This is a genomic window from Streptomyces sp. WAC03905 (assembly GCF_057371075.1).
Window position 1 is genome coordinate 3,097,703 of the sequence record NZ_JBXYDZ010000003.1, and the last position, 17,076, is coordinate 3,114,778.

18 protein-coding genes are annotated in these 17,076 nt (G+C 73.0%); 10 read left to right on the plus strand and 8 right to left on the minus strand.

The annotated features are described in order from the left end of the window. Positions 1 to 47: 47 nt before the first annotated feature. Positions 48 to 272 carry a hypothetical protein gene (locus tag AC2RP6_RS16265; protein WP_486446866.1) on the minus strand — a complete coding sequence of 75 codons (225 nt, stop codon included), beginning with the start codon at positions 270 to 272 and terminating at the stop codon, positions 48 to 50. Between the two features lie 2 nt (positions 273 to 274). After that, a complete protein-coding gene (mca, locus tag AC2RP6_RS16270; protein ID WP_486446867.1) occupies positions 275 to 1,156 on the minus strand; it encodes a mycothiol conjugate amidase Mca in 882 nt (293 codons plus the stop codon). Positions 1,157 to 1,271: 115 nt separating this feature from the next. On the opposite strand from mca, the gene AC2RP6_RS16275 reads away from it, so the two are divergent. Both AC2RP6_RS16275 and greA read left to right on the plus strand, forming a co-directional pair. Next, on the plus strand, positions 1,272 to 1,685 hold the full coding sequence (locus AC2RP6_RS16275; RefSeq protein WP_486446868.1) for a DUF4307 domain-containing protein: 414 nt from the start codon (positions 1,272 to 1,274) through the stop codon (positions 1,683 to 1,685). Between the two features lie 184 nt (positions 1,686 to 1,869). Beyond that, positions 1,870 to 2,367, plus strand: coding sequence for a transcription elongation factor GreA (gene greA / locus AC2RP6_RS16280; RefSeq protein ID WP_030823019.1), 498 nt, complete (start codon positions 1,870 to 1,872; stop codon positions 2,365 to 2,367). Between the two features lie 184 nt (positions 2,368 to 2,551). On the opposite strand, the gene AC2RP6_RS16285 is transcribed toward greA, so the two are convergent. The 3 genes from AC2RP6_RS16285 to ilvA all read right to left on the minus strand — a co-directional run bounded on the left by AC2RP6_RS16285 (position 2,552) and on the right by ilvA (position 5,834). Continuing rightward, on the minus strand, positions 2,552 to 3,409 hold the full coding sequence (locus AC2RP6_RS16285; protein WP_486446869.1) for an ABC transporter permease: 858 nt from the start codon (positions 3,407 to 3,409) through the stop codon (positions 2,552 to 2,554). Then, positions 3,406 to 4,440, minus strand: coding sequence for an ATP-binding cassette domain-containing protein (locus AC2RP6_RS16290; RefSeq protein ID WP_486446870.1), 1,035 nt, complete (start codon positions 4,438 to 4,440; stop codon positions 3,406 to 3,408). Before AC2RP6_RS16290 ends, AC2RP6_RS16285 begins: the two co-directional genes overlap by 4 nt. A 161-nt stretch (positions 4,441 to 4,601) precedes the next feature. Further along, positions 4,602 to 5,834, minus strand: coding sequence for a threonine ammonia-lyase (gene ilvA / locus AC2RP6_RS16295; RefSeq protein ID WP_486446871.1), 1,233 nt, complete (start codon positions 5,832 to 5,834; stop codon positions 4,602 to 4,604). 333 nt (positions 5,835 to 6,167) lie between these two features. Here ilvA and AC2RP6_RS16300 point away from each other — a divergent pair, with 333 nt between their 5' ends. From AC2RP6_RS16300 to AC2RP6_RS16310, 3 genes are read left to right on the plus strand one after another with little or no spacing between them, the layout of a single operon-like run. Continuing rightward, a complete protein-coding gene (locus AC2RP6_RS16300) occupies positions 6,168 to 6,689 on the plus strand; it encodes a MarR family winged helix-turn-helix transcriptional regulator (RefSeq protein ID WP_486446872.1) in 522 nt (173 codons plus the stop codon). Between the two features lie 56 nt (positions 6,690 to 6,745). Then, the gene (locus tag AC2RP6_RS16305) at positions 6,746 to 7,168 is read left to right on the plus strand and encodes a sigma factor-like helix-turn-helix DNA-binding protein (RefSeq protein ID WP_486446873.1); all 423 of its coding nucleotides are present in this window, start codon (positions 6,746 to 6,748) and stop codon (positions 7,166 to 7,168) included. Then, positions 7,165 to 7,419: a hypothetical protein gene (locus AC2RP6_RS16310; RefSeq protein WP_486446874.1), complete on the plus strand. Its 255-nt coding sequence runs from the start codon at positions 7,165 to 7,167 to the stop codon at positions 7,417 to 7,419. The genes AC2RP6_RS16305 and AC2RP6_RS16310 overlap by 4 nt, the downstream gene beginning before the upstream one ends. A 183-nt stretch (positions 7,420 to 7,602) precedes the next feature. On the opposite strand, the gene AC2RP6_RS16315 is transcribed toward AC2RP6_RS16310, so the two are convergent. Further along, positions 7,603 to 8,760, minus strand: a complete 1,158-nt coding sequence (locus tag AC2RP6_RS16315) for a cystathionine gamma-synthase (protein ID WP_486446875.1) — start codon at positions 8,758 to 8,760, stop codon at positions 7,603 to 7,605. 76 nt (positions 8,761 to 8,836) lie between these two features. On the opposite strand from AC2RP6_RS16315, the gene AC2RP6_RS16320 reads away from it, so the two are divergent. The 4 genes from AC2RP6_RS16320 to msrA all read left to right on the plus strand — a co-directional run bounded on the left by AC2RP6_RS16320 (position 8,837) and on the right by msrA (position 13,707). Further along, positions 8,837 to 9,943: a hypothetical protein gene (locus AC2RP6_RS16320; RefSeq protein ID WP_486446876.1), complete on the plus strand. Its 1,107-nt coding sequence runs from the start codon at positions 8,837 to 8,839 to the stop codon at positions 9,941 to 9,943. Between the two features lie 266 nt (positions 9,944 to 10,209). Further along, positions 10,210 to 11,808: a M48 family metallopeptidase gene (locus AC2RP6_RS16325; protein WP_486446877.1), complete on the plus strand. Its 1,599-nt coding sequence runs from the start codon at positions 10,210 to 10,212 to the stop codon at positions 11,806 to 11,808. Then, on the plus strand, positions 11,805 to 12,959 hold the full coding sequence (locus tag AC2RP6_RS16330; RefSeq protein WP_486446878.1) for a hypothetical protein: 1,155 nt from the start codon (positions 11,805 to 11,807) through the stop codon (positions 12,957 to 12,959). Before AC2RP6_RS16325 ends, AC2RP6_RS16330 begins: the two co-directional genes overlap by 4 nt. A gap of 79 nt (positions 12,960 to 13,038) precedes the next feature. Beyond that, entirely contained in the window at positions 13,039 to 13,707 is a 669-nt protein-coding gene (gene msrA, locus AC2RP6_RS16335) for a peptide-methionine (S)-S-oxide reductase MsrA (protein ID WP_486446879.1), read from the plus strand. Between the two features lie 63 nt (positions 13,708 to 13,770). Here msrA and AC2RP6_RS16340 read toward each other — a convergent pair whose 3' ends face one another. Beyond that, positions 13,771 to 14,853 (minus strand): NAD(P)-dependent alcohol dehydrogenase, encoded by a 1,083-nt coding sequence (locus tag AC2RP6_RS16340; RefSeq protein WP_486446880.1) that lies wholly within the window; start codon positions 14,851 to 14,853, stop codon positions 13,771 to 13,773. Positions 14,854 to 15,015: 162 nt separating this feature from the next. On the opposite strand from AC2RP6_RS16340, the gene AC2RP6_RS16345 reads away from it, so the two are divergent. Beyond that, the gene (locus tag AC2RP6_RS16345) at positions 15,016 to 15,930 is read left to right on the plus strand and encodes a helix-turn-helix transcriptional regulator (RefSeq protein ID WP_486446881.1); all 915 of its coding nucleotides are present in this window, start codon (positions 15,016 to 15,018) and stop codon (positions 15,928 to 15,930) included. Here the strand turns inward: AC2RP6_RS16345 and AC2RP6_RS16350 are convergent. Beyond that, positions 15,920 to 16,906, minus strand: a complete 987-nt coding sequence (locus AC2RP6_RS16350) for a GNAT family N-acetyltransferase (RefSeq protein ID WP_486446882.1) — start codon at positions 16,904 to 16,906, stop codon at positions 15,920 to 15,922. The two genes, AC2RP6_RS16345 and AC2RP6_RS16350, sit on opposite strands and share 11 nt — an antisense overlap. Positions 16,907 to 17,076: the final 170 nt, after the last annotated feature.

Genomic DNA, 17,076 nt, shown 5'->3' on the forward strand with positions numbered 1-17,076 from the left:
CCCTGCCCTCCCCCGGACCGGGGCCGGGGCCGGGTCTGGGCCGGGAGCTAGTTCGTCGGCTTCGGGGTGGGGGCCGGGGCGGTCGGGTCCGGGGCTTCTTCGAAGTCCACCCGGCCCATGTGCCGGTTCATGGACTTCATCAGGGCCCACACGCCGATCGCGAGGGCCGCGAACACGATGAAGCCCAGGATTCCGGGGGTCACCTTGTTCTTGTCGAAGGTGTCACCCGCCAGGGGGAGGAGCTGGGTCAGTGCTGCCTGCGTAGCGCTCATGGCTAGGCATTCTCCCGGATGCCCGCGAAGAGGTCGGACTCGGGGAGGGAGGTGTCGACGAGGGACTTCGCCAGCTCGTACTCCTCGGTGGGCCAGACCTCCTTCTGGACCTCCATGGGCACGCGGAACCAGCCGCCGTCCGGGTCGATCTGCGTGGCGTGCGCGAGGAGGGCCTTGTCACGGATCTCGAAGTAGTCCGCGCAGGGGACGTGGGTGGTCAGGGTCCGCTCCTTGCGCTCGAACTCCTTCCACCGCTCCAGCCACTCGCCGTAGGGGGACTCCAGACCGCGCGAGAGCATCGCCTCGTGCAGGGCGATGGTGCGCGGCTTGTTGAAGCCCTGGTTGTAGTACAGCTTCTGCGGCTGGTGGGCGGGGCCGTACTCGGCTTCGGGGTACTTCCGGGTGTCGGCCGCGCCGTCGAAGGCCACCATCGAGATCCGGTGGGTCATGATGTGGTCGGGGTGCGGGTAGCCGCCGTTCTCGTCGTACGTGGTGACGACCTGCGGCTTGAACGCGCGGATCTTCTTGACCAGCTCGCCGGCGGCCTCGTCGACGTCCGCGAGGGCGAAGCAGCCGTCGGGGAGCGGGGGCAGCGGGTCGCCCTCGGGGAGGCCGGAGTCGACGTAGCCGAGCCATTCCTGCTGGACGCCGAGGATCTGCCGGGCTTCCTCCATCTCCTTGGCGCGCACCTCGTGGATGTTCTCCTCGATGTACTTGTCGCCCTGGAGCTTGGGGTTCAGTACGGAGCCCCGCTCGCCGCCCGTGCAGGTGACGACCATCACGGGGACCCCCTCGGACACGTACTTGGCCATGGTGGCCGCGCCCTTGCTCGACTCGTCGTCGGGGTGGGCGTGGACGGCCATCAGTCGAAGCTGCTCGGTCAAAACAGGATCCTCTGCGATTCGGCGCGATACTCGGCTTCTATAGTGACCGAACTGGGGGACGGAAAATTCCAGGGGTGACCCGGTGACCCACCCGCCCCAGCGAGAGGAAAAGATCATGAGCGCGGTGCGCGAGGGACTGCCCGAGGGCCGGTACGGCCGGTCGGCGGACGAGCGTACGGACCGGAAGCTCAAGATCATCGGTGCGGCGCTGGGTGCCGTGCTGCTGGGCGTGATCGGCTGGATCGGCTGGGACTACGTCGCCGGGCGGAGCGTGAGCGCCGAAGTGATCAAGTTCCAGGTGGTGTCGGACACCGAGGTGAAGGTCCACCTGGAGGTGCGCAAGGACGCGGGCGTCACCGGGGTCTGCACCATGGTCTCGCAGGACGAGCAGCACGCCGAGGTGGGCCGCGGTGACTTCACCTTCTCCCAGTCCGCCTCGCGGGTCGACGAGGTCGTCTCGCTGAGGACCACCGGTCGCGCCACCATGATCGAGCTGGTCGGCTGCCAGCCCGCGGCCGCCGCGGGCTGAGGCCCCGCACCGCCGGGGGCACTGCGCGGGCCCTCCCCCGCCGCGCCGGACCGGGGGCTTCGGAGCGCGCCCCGCGGGGCAATGGACCTCTGGGGTCCTCCCCCTTTTCTTCCCGAATTGTTAGGCTCGTGGTTTCGCCCGCCGCTGGCGGGCGTGTAGTCCCCTGTACCGACGAGGAGCACCCGTGACCCAGACGAGCGAGAGCGTCACCTGGCTGACCCAGGCGGCGTACGACCAGCTGAAGGCGGAGCTGGACTACCTCTCTGGTCCCGCCCGCACGGAGATCGCCGCGAAGATCGCAGCCGCCCGCGAGGAGGGCGACCTGCGCGAGAACGGCGGGTACCACGCGGCCAAGGAGGAGCAGGGCAAGCAGGAGCTCCGGGTCCGCCAGCTCACCCAGCTCCTGGAGAACGCCAAGGTCGGGACCGCTCCGGCGTCCGACGGCGTGGTGGCACCGGGCACCCTCGTGAAGATCGCCTTCGACGGCGACGAGGACGACACGATGGAGTTCCTGCTGGCGTCGCGCGAGTACGCGTCCGGCGACTTCGAGACCTACTCCCCGCAGTCACCGCTGGGTACGGGCGTCATGGGCAAGTCGATCGGTGAGGACGCCGAGTACGAGCTGCCGAACGGCAAGAAGGCCTCGGTCAAGATCCTGGACGTCAAGCCCTTCACCGGCTGATCACCCCCGGCCGTCGGCCGGTCGGGTCGGCCTGTCGACGGGACCGCTTCGGTCCACCCCGATTCCGCACGTGATGCCCGGCCGGTCCTCCGGCCGGGCATCACGCGTGTACGGGCGGTACGGGCGGTACGGGCGGCACGTGCGGTACGTGCGGTACGGGCCCCCGCGGGGGCGGGAGGGCGGCCTACGCGGTCGCCGAGCGGTACTTGCGGACCGAGAGCGTCCGGAAGACCACGATGATCAGCACCGACCACAGGACGGACGCGACCACCGGGTGCTGCATGGGCCAGGCGTCCGGGACCGGATAGCCGGGCGGCAGGTTCCCGAAGAGCTCGCGACACGCCTGGACGGTGGCGCTGAAGGGGTTCCACTCCGCGATGGTGCGCAGGAACGGCGGCATGTTCTCGGAGGGGACGAACGCGTTGGAGATGAAGGTCAGCGGGAAGAGCCAGATCAGTCCGCCGGAGGTGGCCGCCTCGGGGGTGCGCACCGACAGGCCGATGAGGGCGCCGATCCAGGAGAAGGCGTAGCCGAGCAGGAGCAGCAGGCCGAAGCCGGCGAGCACCTCGCCGGGGCTCGTGTGGGTGCGCCAGCCGACGAGGAGGGCCACGACGGCCAGGACGACCAGGGTGAGCGAGGTCTGGACGAGATCGGCGAGGGTGCGGCCGGTGAGGACGGCTCCGCGGGCCATGGGCAGGGAGCGGAAGCGGTCGATGAGGCCCTTGTGCATGTCGTCGGCGATGCCCGCGCCGGCGCCGGCGGTGGCGAAGGTGACGGTCTGGGCGAAGATGCCGGCCATCAGGAACTCGCGGTAGGCGGCGGGCGAGGTGCTGCCGCCGACGCTGATGGAGCCGCCGAAGACGTAGCTGAAGAGCACGACGAACATGACCGGCTGGATCACGCCGAAGATGATCATTTCGGGGATCCGTGACATCCGGATCAGGTTGCGCTTGGCGATCACCAGGGAGTCGCTGATGCCCTGGGCCGGTCCGCCGCGCGGGCGCGGTGCCGCGAGGTCCGGGGTCGGGGAGGTGAGGGTCACTTCGCCGTCTCCTTCCGGGCCGCCCTACGGCCCTTGGGCTCGGCCCCGGCCGGGCCGTCGCCGCCGGCGCCGTTCTCCTCGTCCGCCGCCCGCTGCGCCGCGTGGCCGGTCAGGGAGATGAACACGTCGTCCAGGGTGGGGCGGCGCAGGCCGATGTCGTCGATCTCGATGCCGCGGGCGTCGAGTTCGCGGATGACCTCGGCGAGCAGCTTGGCGCCGCCGGCCACCGGCACGGTCAGTTTGCGGGTGTGCTCCTCGACCGCGGTCTCGCCCTTGCCGAAGCCGGCGAGCACGTCCCGGGCGGTGGCGATGTGGCCGCGTTCGTGGACGACGACCTCGACGCGCTCGCCGCCGGTGCGGGCCTTGAGCTGGTCGGAGGTGCCGCGGGCGATGACCTTGCCGTGGTCGACCACGCAGATGTCGTCCGCGAGGTGGTCGGCCTCCTCCAGGTACTGGGTGGTCAGCAGCAGGGTCGTGCCGCCGGCGACCAGTTCCTTGATGATGCCCCACAGCTGCTGGCGGTTGCGGGGGTCGAGTCCCGTGGTGGGCTCGTCCATGAACATGACGGGCGGGCTGACGACGAGCGCGGCCGCGAGGTCCAGGCGCCTGCGCATGCCGCCGGAATACGTCTTGGCGGGGCGGTCGGCGGCGTCGGCGAGGTTGAAGCGGTCGAGGAGTTCGACGGCCCGTGCCTTGGCGGCCCTGGCCCGCATCTGGTAGAGCTGGCCGACCATCTGGAGGTTCTCGCGGCCGGTGAGGTACTCGTCGACGGCCGCGAACTGGCCCGAGAGGCCGATGGCGCGCCGCACCTCGTTGGGGTGCCGCAGGACGTCGATGCCGGCGACGGCGGCCCTGCCGCTGTCGGGCCGCAGCAGGGTGGTCAGGACGCGGACGGTCGTGGTCTTGCCCGCGCCGTTGGGTCCGAGCAGACCCAGGACGGTGCCTTCCGGGACGTCGAGGTCGACGCCGTCCAGTGCCCGTACGTCGCCGAAGGTCTTGACCAGACCCTCGGCGTGGATTGCGCCTGGCATACGGATGCTCCTCGGGTGAAGAGGGCCGGTGGGGTCACGTTTTTCAGGGCATATATGCGCAAATCCTATGGGCGGCGGGCGGGTCCCGCTCGGCCTGACGAGGGGTGGACGGCGGCGCGGGGACTGCGGCGCGCGGACGGCGGGGACGGACCCCGCGCGGGTCAGCCCGTGACCTTGTACCCCGCGGCGTGCAGCGTCCGTGCGACCTCCGCGCAGTGCTCGGGTCCCTTGGTCTCCAGGTGCAGCTCCACCTCCACCTCCGTCAGCCCCAGCATCGGGTCGGTCCGGACGTGACTCACGTCCAGCACGTTCGCGTCGACCACCGACAGCACCCCCAGGAGTCCGGCGAGGGCCCCGGGCCGGTCGGCCACGCGCAGCCGCAGCGACAGGTACCGGCCCGCCGCCGCCATTCCGTGCCGCAGGATCCGCTGGAGCAGGAGCGGGTCGACGTTCCCACCGGACAGCACGGCCACCACCGGGCCCGACCCGTACAGCTCGGGCTCGCTGAGCAGGGCCGCCACCGTACTGCACCCGGCGGGCTCGACGACGAGTTTCGCCCGTTCCAGGCAGAGCAGCAGGGCGCTGGAGAGGGCGTCCTCGGAGACCGTGCGCACGTCGTCGAGGAGTTCGCCGATGATCCGGAACGGGACGTCGCCGGGCCGCCCGACCTTGATGCCGTCGGCCATGGTGTTCGGGTCGTCGATCGACACCGGGTGGCCGGCCTTGAGGGAGGGCGGGTAGGCGGCCGCACCGGCCGCCTGCACGCCGACGACCCGTACGTCGGGCCGCAGGGCCTTCACCGCGACCGCGACACCGGCGGCGAGACCGCCGCCGCCGATGCCGACGAGGATGGTGCGCACCTCCGGGCACTGCTCCAGGATCTCCAGGCCGACCGTGCCCTGGCCGGCGATGACGTCCCGGTGGTCGAAGGGGTGGATGAACACCGCGCCGGTGCGGTCCGCGTACTCCTGGGCGGCGAGGAAGGTCTCGTCGACGACCTGCCCGTGCAGGCGTACGTCGGCCCCGTACTCCTGGGTCGCGGCGACCTTCGGCAGCGGCGCACCCACCGGCATGAACACGGTGGAGCGGACCCCGAGGAGCGAGGAGGCGAGGGCCACGCCCTGGGCGTGGTTGCCGGCGCTGGCGGCCACGACGCCGGCGGCGCGCTGCTCGGGGCGCAGGCCCGCGATGCGGACGTAGGCGCCGCGCAGCTTGAAGGATCCGGTGCGCTGGAGGTTCTCGCACTTGAAGTGGACCGGCGAGCCGGTGAGTGCGGAGAGGTGCCTGCTGCCTTCCATCGGCGTGACCCGGGAGACGCCGGAGAGCATCTTCTGGGCCCCCCGTACGTCGTCGAGGATGACCTGCGGGACGGGCTGGGGCACACGGTAGTTCATGCCGTCAGTCTCGCAGCCCGCGCGGAACCGGGCCCGGAGCGTCCGCGCGGGCCGTCGGGAGGGCCGGGCGCGGGGCGGGCGCGGGGCGGGCGCGGACCGGGTGCGGGCCGGGAGGTGCGGCGGGCGTACGGGCGGGGAAGCGCGGCGGGCGTACGGGCGGGGAGGCGGGCGCGGAGGCGGGCGGGGAGGGGCGAAATCTTGCCATCCGGGACGGCCCCGGGGTGGCCGACTGTACGGGCCGTATCAGTTCTCGTACGAGGCGTACGAGCCGCCGCAGGGCCGCGTACTCTGTCCCCCATCCTTGTCGGACCCACGCGAAGAGAGCCCACGGCCATGCCTTCCTCCCCGGCCAATTCCGATCTGCCCGTGCCGGCCGACGCGCCTGCCGGAGCCGGTCTCCTCGACGCGCTCCAGCACCAGGTGGCGGTGTTCGCCCGCCGCGCCGAGCAGACCCGTCTGGGCGGCGTGGGCCAGGCCCGCAACTCGATGGACCGCGCCGCCTACCTGCTGCTCAACCGGCTGGACCTGGAAGGCCCGATGGGCGTCAAGGCGCTCGCCGGAGGCATGGGCATCGACTCCTCGACGGTGACCCGGCAGGTCGCTCCCCTGGTCGACGGCGGTCTGGTCAAGCGGACCTCGCACCCCGAGGACGGGCGGGCCGTGGTCCTCGCCCTGTCCCCGCGGGGGCTGGCGCGGCTGGAGGAGGTGCGGTCCTCGCGGCGCGAGCTCATGGCCCGGGTGACGGACGGCTGGAGCGAGGACGAGCGCGAGTCCTTCACCGGGCTGCTGACCCGCTTCAACCTGTCGCTGTCGGAGCTGATGGCGGCCGTGGCCGAGGCCGGGCCCGCCTCCTGAGCGGACTGTGTCCGTCCTCTTGACCTGACCGGTCCCACCGGCCGCACTATGTGAACATGCGGGCGAGTGATCAACAGGCGGGCTCCTACGGCGAGTTCGAGGCCTTCGTCGCGGGTGCGGCCGGGCGTCTCCTGCATGTCGCGGTGCTGCTGACCGGCGAACCCGAGTCGGCGCGCCGGCTGCTCGCGGGCGCGCTCGCGCAGACGTACGCGAACTGGCGGCGGCTGCGCGCGGACGACCCGTACGACTTCACCCGCCACGCACTGTGCGCGGCCTTCGCCCGGGCCTGCCGGCGCCGTCACGGCGGGTCCGGGGTGCTGGCGCGGCTGAGCCCGCCGGAGCGGCTCGTGGTGGTCCTGCGGCTCTACGAGGGCGTCGCGGAGGAGGTCGCGGCGGCGCAGCTCGGGATGCCGGTGGAGCGGGTCCGGGTGCTCTGCAACCGGGCCGTGTCCCTGCTGAGGGCCCGGGAGGCGGCGTGAGCGGTCTCCCGGACCGGAAGGAAGCCCAGGTCAAGCGGCTGCTGGAGGGCCCGTACCCGGTGGTGCCGACGGGGCTGGCGGCGGGTGCGGCCGCCCGCGGGGACCGGCTGCTGCGGCGGCGCCGGGCGTTGCGGAGGTTCGGCTGGGCGGTGCTGTTCGCCGCGGCGGTGGCCTTCGCGGTCTGGGCCTCCCTGACCCGCCCCTGGGCGGGCCCCCCGACGGGCGTCTCCCCGCCCCTGGAAGGCTGGTGACCCCCTGCCCAACGGCTGGGCCGAGCCGTTTCAGCCTCGCCGGGAGCCACCCGGCCTCGCCGGGGCCACCTCAGCCTCGGTGGATGCCGGGGTGGGCCCGCGGGGCTGAAGCGGGCGGTGCAGCCGGGGGCCGGGCCCCGCCGGGGTCGGGCGAAGCCCGGCGGGGGTCGGTGCGGCGGTGGGTCAGCCCAGCGCCTGCGTCAGGTCCGCGATCAGGTCATCGGCGTTCTCGATGCCCACCGACACCCGGATCAGGTCCGCCGGGACCTCCAGGGCCGAGCCGGCCACCGACGCGTGCGTCATGCGGCCCGGGTGCTCGATGAGGGACTCGACGCCGCCCAGGGACTCGGCCAGGGTGAAGATCTTGGTGCGGGCGCAGACCGCGACGGCCTCCTCCTCGCCGCCGGCGACCTGGAAGGAGACCATGCCGCCGAAGTTGCGCATCTGCTTGGCGGCGATCTCGTGGCCCGGGTGCTCGGGCAGGCCCGGGTAGAGGACCTTGGTGACCTTCGGGTGCCGCTGGAGCACCTCGACGATCTTCGCCGCGTTCTCCGCGTGCCGGTCCATGCGCACGGCGAGGGTCTTGATGCCCCGCAGCACGACCCAGGAGTCGAACGGGCCGGCCACCGCGCCCATCGCGTTCTGGTGGTAGGCCAGCTCCTCGCCCAGCGCCTCGTCGGCGGTGACCAGCGCGCCGCCGACGACGTCGGAGTGCCCGCCCATGTACTTGGTCAGCGAGTGCACGACCACGTCCGCGCCCAGCGCCAGGGGCTGCTGGAGGTACGGCGAGGCGAAGGTGTTGTCCACGACCAGCTTGGCGCCGGCCGTCCGCGCGATGTCGGCGACCATCGCGATGTCGGTGATGCCGAGCAGCGGGTTGGAGGGGGTCTCGACCCAGATGACCTTCGTCTTCGGGGTGAGTGCGGCCCGTACGGAATCGGCGTCGGAGGTGTCGGCCACCGACCACTCCACGCCCCAGCGGGAGACGACCTTCGCGAAGAGGCGGAAGGTGCCGCCGTAGGCGTCGTTGGGGATGACCACGTGGTCGCCCGGGGAGAGCAGCGTGCGCAGCAGGCAGTCCTCGGCGGCCAGTCCGGACGCGAAGGCGAGGCCGCGCCGACCGCCCTCCAGCGCCGCGAGGTTCTCCTCCAGCGCGGTGCGGGTCGGGTTGGCGCTGCGGCTGTACTCGTAGCCGCCGCGCAGCCCGCCGACGCCGTCCTGCTTGTACGTGGAGACCTGGTAGATCGGGGGCACGACCGCGCCGGTCAGCGGGTCCGCCGTGTTGCCCGCGTGGATCGCGCGGGTCTCGAAGCTCTGGTGCTCGTGGCTGTCGTCGCTCATGGTCAGATGCTATGCCCAGGCCCGGTGTGCACCCCCCTATTGGCCTGCCGCCCCCTCGGTCTGGTTCGCTGGAGGCATGGAGATTCTGTGGTTCCTGTTCGCGGTGCTCATGATCGTGTTCATCGTCGGTCCGTTCGTCCGGCGTCGGCGCGGTGGCATCCGTCTGGTCGCACCGGGCAGCCCGGACGCCGCCGACCCGGCGAACTACGGATTCGACCGGCAGGAAGACCTCGACATCCGCGTCCCCGGCCCCGACCAGGACCTGATGGACGCCCTCGACAACGTGGGGCGCACCGGTCAGTGGCAGGCGGCCTCTCAACTGCTCGCCGGGACCCCGCGGGAGGGCGAGCGGCGCTGGCAGCGCGTCCAGGCCTTCGGTGGCGCGGCGGCGCTGGAGCTCGTGGCGCAGCCGGGCACGGGCGCGCAGTGGCTGAAGGCGTGGCGGCTGGAGGCGGACAAGGACGCGGGCGGTGCGCAGGTGCACGCGGAGCTGCTGGTGCAGCAGGCGTGGCGGCACTCGGGCGGCGTCGGTTCCGAGGACCACCGCATCATCCTGGAGGAGGCCCGGGAGGCCTGCCGCAAGGCGGCGCTGCTGGCGCCGGGGGACCCGGTCCCGTACATCACGGAGCTGGCGATCGCGCGGGGGCTGGCGTATCCGGAGGCGCAGTTCGACGAGCTGTGGGCGAAGGTGATCGACCGGGCGCCGGAGCACATGGGCGCCCATCTGGCGGCGCTGCACTACTGGTGCGCGAAGTGGCACGGCTCGCGGGAGAAGGCGGACGCCTTCTCGCACGCGGCGGCCGCGCGTGCCCCGCAGGGCTCGCTGCTGGCGGCGCTGCCGCTGTTCGCGCTGTACGAGAACCTGCCGGACGTGATCCTGAGCAGCGGTTTCTACCGCGGTGAGGCCGTGACGCGGGCGGTGGAGGGGGCGCTGTACGCGGTGCACACGGCGCGGCAGGACGACCCGATGCTGGCGCACGTACGGCACCTGCTGCTGCTGTTCCTGGTCAACATGGAGCGGTGGGCGGAGGCGATGGAGCAGGTCCGGCACGTGGACGGCTACGTCGGCGCGCTGCCGTGGTCTGCGGCGGAGGACCCTGCGGAGCGGTACGCGGTGTACCGGGCGCTGGCGGTGGCCGGCTACGAGGCGAACGGCGGCTCCCCGGCGACGCTCCCGCAGTAGCGGGCGGTCGCAGGTCCCCGGTGTCCCCACCCGTCGGATCGGGTGGGGACACGCGTAGGTAACGCCGGGATTACTGACGGGTACCCCCACGGCCTGCGGTGACGGGCGGCCCGTAGGGTGCTGTGACGCGTGCCCGCGCCGCGTCGTGCGGCGACGTGGCGGTGGCGGCCGTCGGCCTCCGCCGCCCGCTCCGGCACCACACCGCGGCACCGCACTTCGGCACCGCACCTCAGCACCGCTTTCATCCCGTGGGGGGATCTGTCCATATGGGCGCTTCTCTGCGCGCCGTGCGCGCGCTCGTCCTGCTCGCAGGCTTCTACCTGCTCGGCGTCGTCCTGCTCGCCGCCCTCGTCGGCATCGACTTCGCCGTCGTCACCTGGCTGCACGGCCCGCTCGCCGGCAAGATCATCATCGTCTCCGTCGTCCTCTCCGTGCCGATCGTCCGCGGCCTGTTCATGCTCCGCACCCCCAAGGGCGAGCCGCCGGCCGGCATCCCCGTCACCCAGGCGCAGGAGCCCCTGCTGTGGCGGACCGTGCGTGAGGTCGCGCAGCAGGTCGGCACCCGCGCCCCCGACGAGATCGTGCTCATCGACGAGGTGAACGCGGCCGTCGCCGAGGACGCCCGCCTCCTGGGCCTGCGCCCCGGAACCCGCCGCCTCTACCTCGGCCTGCCCCTGATGACGGGCCTGGACGACATGCAGTTGCGTGCCGTGCTCGCCCACGAGATGGGCCACTACGCCAACTTCGACACCCGCCTCACCCCGCTGATCGCGCGCGGCCGCGCCCAGTTGATCCGTACGATCGGCCACTTCCACGAGCGGGCCGACAAGAAGGTCGCCAAGGAGCGGGCCCGTCAGGAGAAGCGCGACGAGAAGCGGGTCGCCAAGGGCAAGGGCGCCAAGGGCGTCGACACCGCCGGCGAGGGTGCGACGTACCGCGCCATGGCCAAGATCTACACGGCGTACGGCAACTTCTACCTGCGCGCCACCCGCACCACCTCCCGCCGCCAGGAACTCGCCGCCGACCTCGCCTCGGTGCGCGTCGCCGGCCGCGACTCCGCCGCCTCCGCGCTGCGCGAGCTGAACGCCCTGGATTCCGCGCACGACTTCTACATGAGCTCGTACGCCACCCTCGGCGTCGGCGCCGGTCTGCTGCCCCGCCCCGGCGAGGTCTTCGGCGGCCTGCGCAAGCTGCTCGACGCCCGCACGGAGGACCTGGAGGGCCTGCGCCGGGAGCTGTCCACCGAGCCCGCCTCCCCGTACGACTCCCACCCGCCGCTCGCCGAACGCGTCGCCCGGATCGAGGCCCTGCCCGACGACGGCCGGGCCGGGCAGAGCGCCCGTCCCGCCCTGGAGCTGCTGTCCGACGCGGGCGCCGCGCTGGCCGCGCTGGAGCAGGTCGTGCTCACCCCGGAGGCCCTCGCGCTGCAGCGGGTCGACTGGGAGGACCTCGTCCACCGCTCCATGACGCAGTACGTCGGCCAGGGCGCGGAGGAGATCCGCGAGACCTTCGCCGCCGAGGGCGCCGGTCCGGGGCTGCCCGCCCTGCTCGACAAGGTCGACGCGGACCCGGCGGTGCTCTGGCGGATCGCCGACCGCTTCCCGAAGTCGGAGGAGGCGCAGGCAGCCACGGGCCGCACCGCCCGCGAGTTCGCCCGCCCGGTCGTCCGGCGTGCCCTGAACCAGCTGGTCACCGTGGAGCTGACGGGCCGCGGCGCCGCCCGCTGGCAGCTGTCCTGGTCCGACTCGGCCGCCCTGCACTACCCGGCCGACGGCTTCGAGGAGCAGCTGCGGCTGGCCCTGGACGCCGCCGTCGCCGACCTGCCCGACACCGGACCCCTGCGAAAGCTGGTGCTTGCCCCGTGATCGGCCTGTACGTCCTCGGCGCCATGCTGCTGTTCGGCGCCTTCAAGGTCCTGCGCGGCATGTACTACATCCGCAAGGCGAAGCGGCTGGAGGCGGAGGTCTCCGTCATGGAGGCACGGACCGCGGCCCTGAACGCCGAGACGGCCGGCATCGAGGCCGAGCGCAAGGCGCAGCGGGCCGCCGCGGTCGTCGCGCTGGGCTTCGTACCGGAAGCCGATCTCGACACGGAGAACGCGCGGCCCGTCCCGGACGAGCAGAAGGCCGCCGTCGCCGCGGTCACGGCCGGCGACTGGGAGGCGGCCGCGGCCTATCTCGACGCGGCGGGGCAGGACTGGGAGGAGCGCTGGCAGCGCCTGCGCCCCCTGTCCGAACTCGCCGCCGAGGACGACGCCTGGCTGCTGGCCTGGCGCGCGGCCAGGCCGGCGGACCCGTCCGCGGCGCTGGTGAACGCCGACGCGGCCGTCCAGGTGGCGTGGAACGTCCGGGGCTCACAGCGGGCCGGCCACACCACGCAGGAGCAGTTCCGGATCTTCCACGAGCTGCTGCTCAAGGCACGGGAGGAGACGCGGGAGGCGCAGCGGCTGGCGGACCCGGCGGACCCGGTCCCGTACATGGTCGAGCAGAACATCGGCCAGGGCCTGGGCTACGCGCACGAGGACTACCGCGAGCTGTGGGCGCAGATCGTCAAGCGCGCTCCGAAGAACCTGTCGGCCCACACGGCCGCCATGCAGTACTGGTCCCGGAAGTGGCGCGGTTCGCACGAGCTGGCGCTCGCGTTCGCGCGCGAGTGCGCCGCCGGGGCCGAGGCGGGTGAGCTGCTGTCGCTGCTGCCGCTGGTGGCGTACGTCGAGCAGGAGCTGCACGAGCCGGACCTGAAGCCGGAGACCTTCTTCAAGGAGCCGGAGGTCCTCGCGGCGGTGGACGCGGCGCTCGTGGACCTGGCGGCGGCCGATCCGCAGGACTGGCGGTCGATCCGGCTGCGGCACGTGCTCGCGTGGTTGCTGTTCTGGCAGGACCGGGACGCGGAGGCGGTCGAGCAGTTCCGCCACATCGACGGGTACATCGGGGCGATGCCCTGGTACTACTGGCCGAAGTCCCGCTACGTGCACGCGCGGGACTGGGCCGTACGCGAGGTGACGCCGGGTCTGTGACCGGCGGCGGGAGCGGAGGGCGGGCCGGGGAATCCCGGGCCGCCCTCCGCGCGTTGTCACTCCCACAAGGAGGGAATCCATGTTCTCGTACCGCCGCACGCCCGAGCTCCCCACCCGCGAGGAGGCCCTGACGGGCCGCGCCGAGCCGCTGTTCGATCTGCCCGAGAAGCACACCGTGCTGGGGAACCCGCTGGCCGGCCCGTATCCGGCCCATCTGGAGGTCGCCGACTTCGGCCTGGGCTGTTTCTGGGGCGCGGAGCGCAAGTTCTGGCAGACCCCGGGGGTGTGGACCACGCTGGCCGGCTACCAGGGCGGCTTCACCGAGAACCCGACGTACGAAGAGGTGTGCTCGGGCCTGACCGGCCACACGGAGGTCGTCCGCGTGGTCTTCGACCCCGCGCAGGTCTCCTACGCGGCCCTGCTGAAGCTGTTCTGGGAGTCCCACGACCCCACCCAGGGCTTCCGCCAGGGCAACGACGTCGGCACCCAGTACCGGTCGGCCGTCTACACCCACTCCCCCGCCCAGCAGGCGACGGCGGAGGCCTCCCGCGCGGCGTACCAGCAGGTCCTGGCCTCCTCGGGCTACGGCGCGATCACCACGGCCGTCCTCCCGGCGGCGGACCGCCCCTTCTGGCCGGCGGAGGCCCCGCACCAGCAGTACCTCGACAAGAACCCGGGCGGCTACTGCGGGATCGGCGGCACGGGCGTCTCCTGCCCGATCGGCGTGGCCACGGCCCCCGGCGAGTGACCCCCGCCCACGCCCGCCCGCCCCGCTCCGGGAGACCCGTCGGCCTCCCGGAGCCGGCCGGGGTCAGATCGTGGACGTGTCGATCACGAAGCGGTAGCGGACGTCGCTCCTGAGGACGCGGGCGTAGGCCTCGTTGATGCGGGCGGCGTCGATCACTTCGATGTCCGAGCCCAGGCCGTGCTCCGCGCAGAAGTCCAGCATCTCCTGGGTCTCGGCGATTCCGCCGATCATCGAGCCGGCGAGGGTCTTGCGGCCGCCGATGAGGGAGAAGAGGTTGAGGGAGACCGGCTCTTCCGGTGCGCCCACGTTCACCAGCGCGCCGTCGACCTTCAGCAGGCCCAGGTACCGGTCCAGGCCGAGCGGGGCCGAGACGGTGGACAGGACGAGGTCGAAGGTTCCGGCGAGCTCCTCGAAGGTGCTCTCGTCACCCGTGGCGTGGAAGTGGGTGGCGCCCAGCCGCCGGCCGTCGGCCTCCTTGCGGAGGGTCTGCGACAGCACGGTGACCTCCGCGCCCATCGCGTGCGCCATCTTCACGCCCATGTGGCCGAGGCCCCCGAGGCCGACGACGGCGACCTTGCGGCCCGGGCCCGCCTTCCAGTGCCGCAGCGGCGAGTAGAGGGTGATGCCGGCGCACAGCAGCGGGGCGGCCTCGTCGAGGGCCAGGCCGTCGGGGATGCGGACGGTGTAGTTCTCGTCGACGACGAGGTGGGTGGAGTAGCCGCCGTAGGTGGGCTCGCCGTTGCGGTCCAGGGCGTTGTAGGTGCCGGTCATGCCCTGCGAGCAGTGCTGCTCCTGGCCGCTGCGGCACTGCTCGCAGGCACGGCAGGAGTCGACCATGCAGCCGACGCCCACCCGGTCCCCGACGGTGAACCGGGTGACGTCCGCGCCGACTTCGGTGACGATCCCGGCGATCTCGTGGCCGGGGACCATGGGGTAGATGCCCTCGCCCCATCCGTCGCGCGCCTGGTGGATGTCGGAGTGGCAGATGCCCGCGTACTTGATGTCGATGAGGACGTCGTGGGGGCCCACGGGGCGGCGCGGGACGGTCGTGCGCTCCAGCGGGGCGCCCGCGGCCGGGGCGGCGTACGCGGCGACCCGGGTGGGCGGGTCGGTGGCGGTAGTGGCGGTGGTGGCGGTGACGGACATGGGGGTGCTCCTCGAAGCGGTGGCGTCTGCGGTGCCCTCCACGCTGCCCGGCCGTGCGGTCTTTACCCAGCCCCCTGCGATTCCCAGGACCGGCGAACCTACTACTGGTGGGGTCAGGCTGACGCCCTCCGGCCGGGACCGCGCCCCGGGATACTGGGCGGCATGGACCAGCTTGATCAGCGCGCGTGCCTGGGCGATTTCCTCCGTTCCCGCCGCGCACGGCTGCGCCCGCAGGATGTGGGCCTGACGGACTACGGGCGCCGGCGGCGCGTGCCGGGCCTGCGCCGGGAAGAACTGGCCCAGCTGGCGGGGGTGTCGGTCGCGTACTACACGCGGCTGGAGCAGCGCGACGGGCACAACGTGTCGGCGGAGGTGCTCGACGCCATCGCGCGGGCCCTGCGGCTCGACGGGACCGAACGGGCGCACCTGATGGACCTGGCACGGCCGAAGGCGCGCAGGCGCCGCCAGAGCCGGCGGCCCCAGCAGGTGCGTCCGGCGCTGAGCACGCTGATGGACGCCATGGACGGCGTACCGGCGTACCTCGTGGGGCACCGGCAGGACGTCATCGGCTGGAACCGGATGGCGGCGGCCGTCTTCGGGGACTTCGGGGCGCTCCCCGCGGCCGAGCGGAACCTGGTCCGGCTGATGTTCCTGGATCCGGCGACCGCGGAGCTGTACGGGGAGTGGGAGTGCCAGGCGTGCTGGGTCGTCAGCAACCTGCGTCTGTACGCCGGCCAGCACCCCGACGACGAGCGGCTGTCGGCGCTGGTCGGGGAGTTGTCGGTGAAGAACGAGGAGTTCCGGCGGCTGTGGGCGGCGCACACGGTGGCCGACAAGACGCACGGCGTGAAGCTGCTGCGGCACCCGCTCGTGGGCGAGATACGCCTGTCGTTCGAGACGCTGACGCTCCCCGACGATCCGACGCAGTCCCTGGTGACCTTCCACGCGGAGCCGGGCTCGGCGTCCGAGGACGCGCTGCGCCTGCTGGCCACCTGGGACGCGCAGCGGACCGCCGGACAGGCGGCCGGGCGGTCCGCGGTGCAGGCCGGCCGTCTGCCGGACTCCGCTACAGCTTGATCTGGAAGATGCCGAGGCCGCGCTCGCGGCGGTAGCCGAGGGCCTCGTTCACCGCCCGCATCGGGCCGTTCTCGTCCGCCACCGTGGTGGCGATGCGGCGCAGCCGCGGGTGGCGGGCGGCGGCCTGCGCGACCATGTGGCGTTTCACGGCGCGTCCGAGGCCGTGCCCGCGGTGGGCGGGGGTGACCACCGTGTCGTACTGGAGGGCGCTCGTGCCGGCGGGATCCGGCAGGACGATCTCCGTGTAGGCCGCCACCTCGCCCTCGGGGGTGACCGCCGCGACGGTGCTGATGTCCCCGCCCCGGTCGAGGATCAGCTGCTGCAGGGTGTGCAGGCGCTGGGCCGTCCAGGTGTGGACCCGCTCGTCCATGTCCCCGGTCGGCGCGTCCTCCATGGCCGCGTGGGCTGCGGCCGCCGCCGGTGCCCAGGCGTCGGGGACGAGGCCGTGCCAGGTCAGGAGTTCGTAGCCGGGTGTCCGCGGGACCGGCACCGGCCCGGCGCCCCGGTCGCCCGCGGAAGAGGCAGCGGCCGGTATCTCCTGCGCGTACCAGGCCATCGGCAGGACGTTCCGGAAGCCCATCGCCTCCGCGAAGGCCTGTCCGGGGCCGCCGAGGTCGACCATCGCCGCGACCGAGGTCCGGCCCTGCGCGAGCAGTTCCTCGCGGACCCGCTCCCACAGGGCGGTGCCGATGCCCCGGCGCCGCTCCTCGGGGCGCACCGTCAGGGCGTCGAGGAACGCGGTGTGCGTGTTGCCCTCCTCGGTGAACAGCAGCAGGGCGGCCACGCCCGCGCCCCCGCCGGCCGCCCACAGCACGGGCCGGCCGCGCGCCGGCGTCACGCACAGCCGCCCGGCGACCTCCACCCGGGAGGGCGGGGGCAGCTGCGGCAGGTCGGTGGCCGCGGCGGCGGTCAGGACCGCCAGCCAGGCGTCCACCTCGGCGTCGGACGGGGGCAGTGCGAGGGAGTTGATCATCATGGCCCGACCCTAGAGCGCGTCCGGGCGGGGTGCCCGGCGGTTTTCGGCCACCGTGCGGTGGCTGGTGCGCCGTGCGGGGGCTGGTGCGCCGTGCGACGACGGACGGGGCGGCGGAGGACCGTGAGGTCCTCCGCCGCCCCGTGCCGTACGTGCGCGGTGTGGTGCCGTGC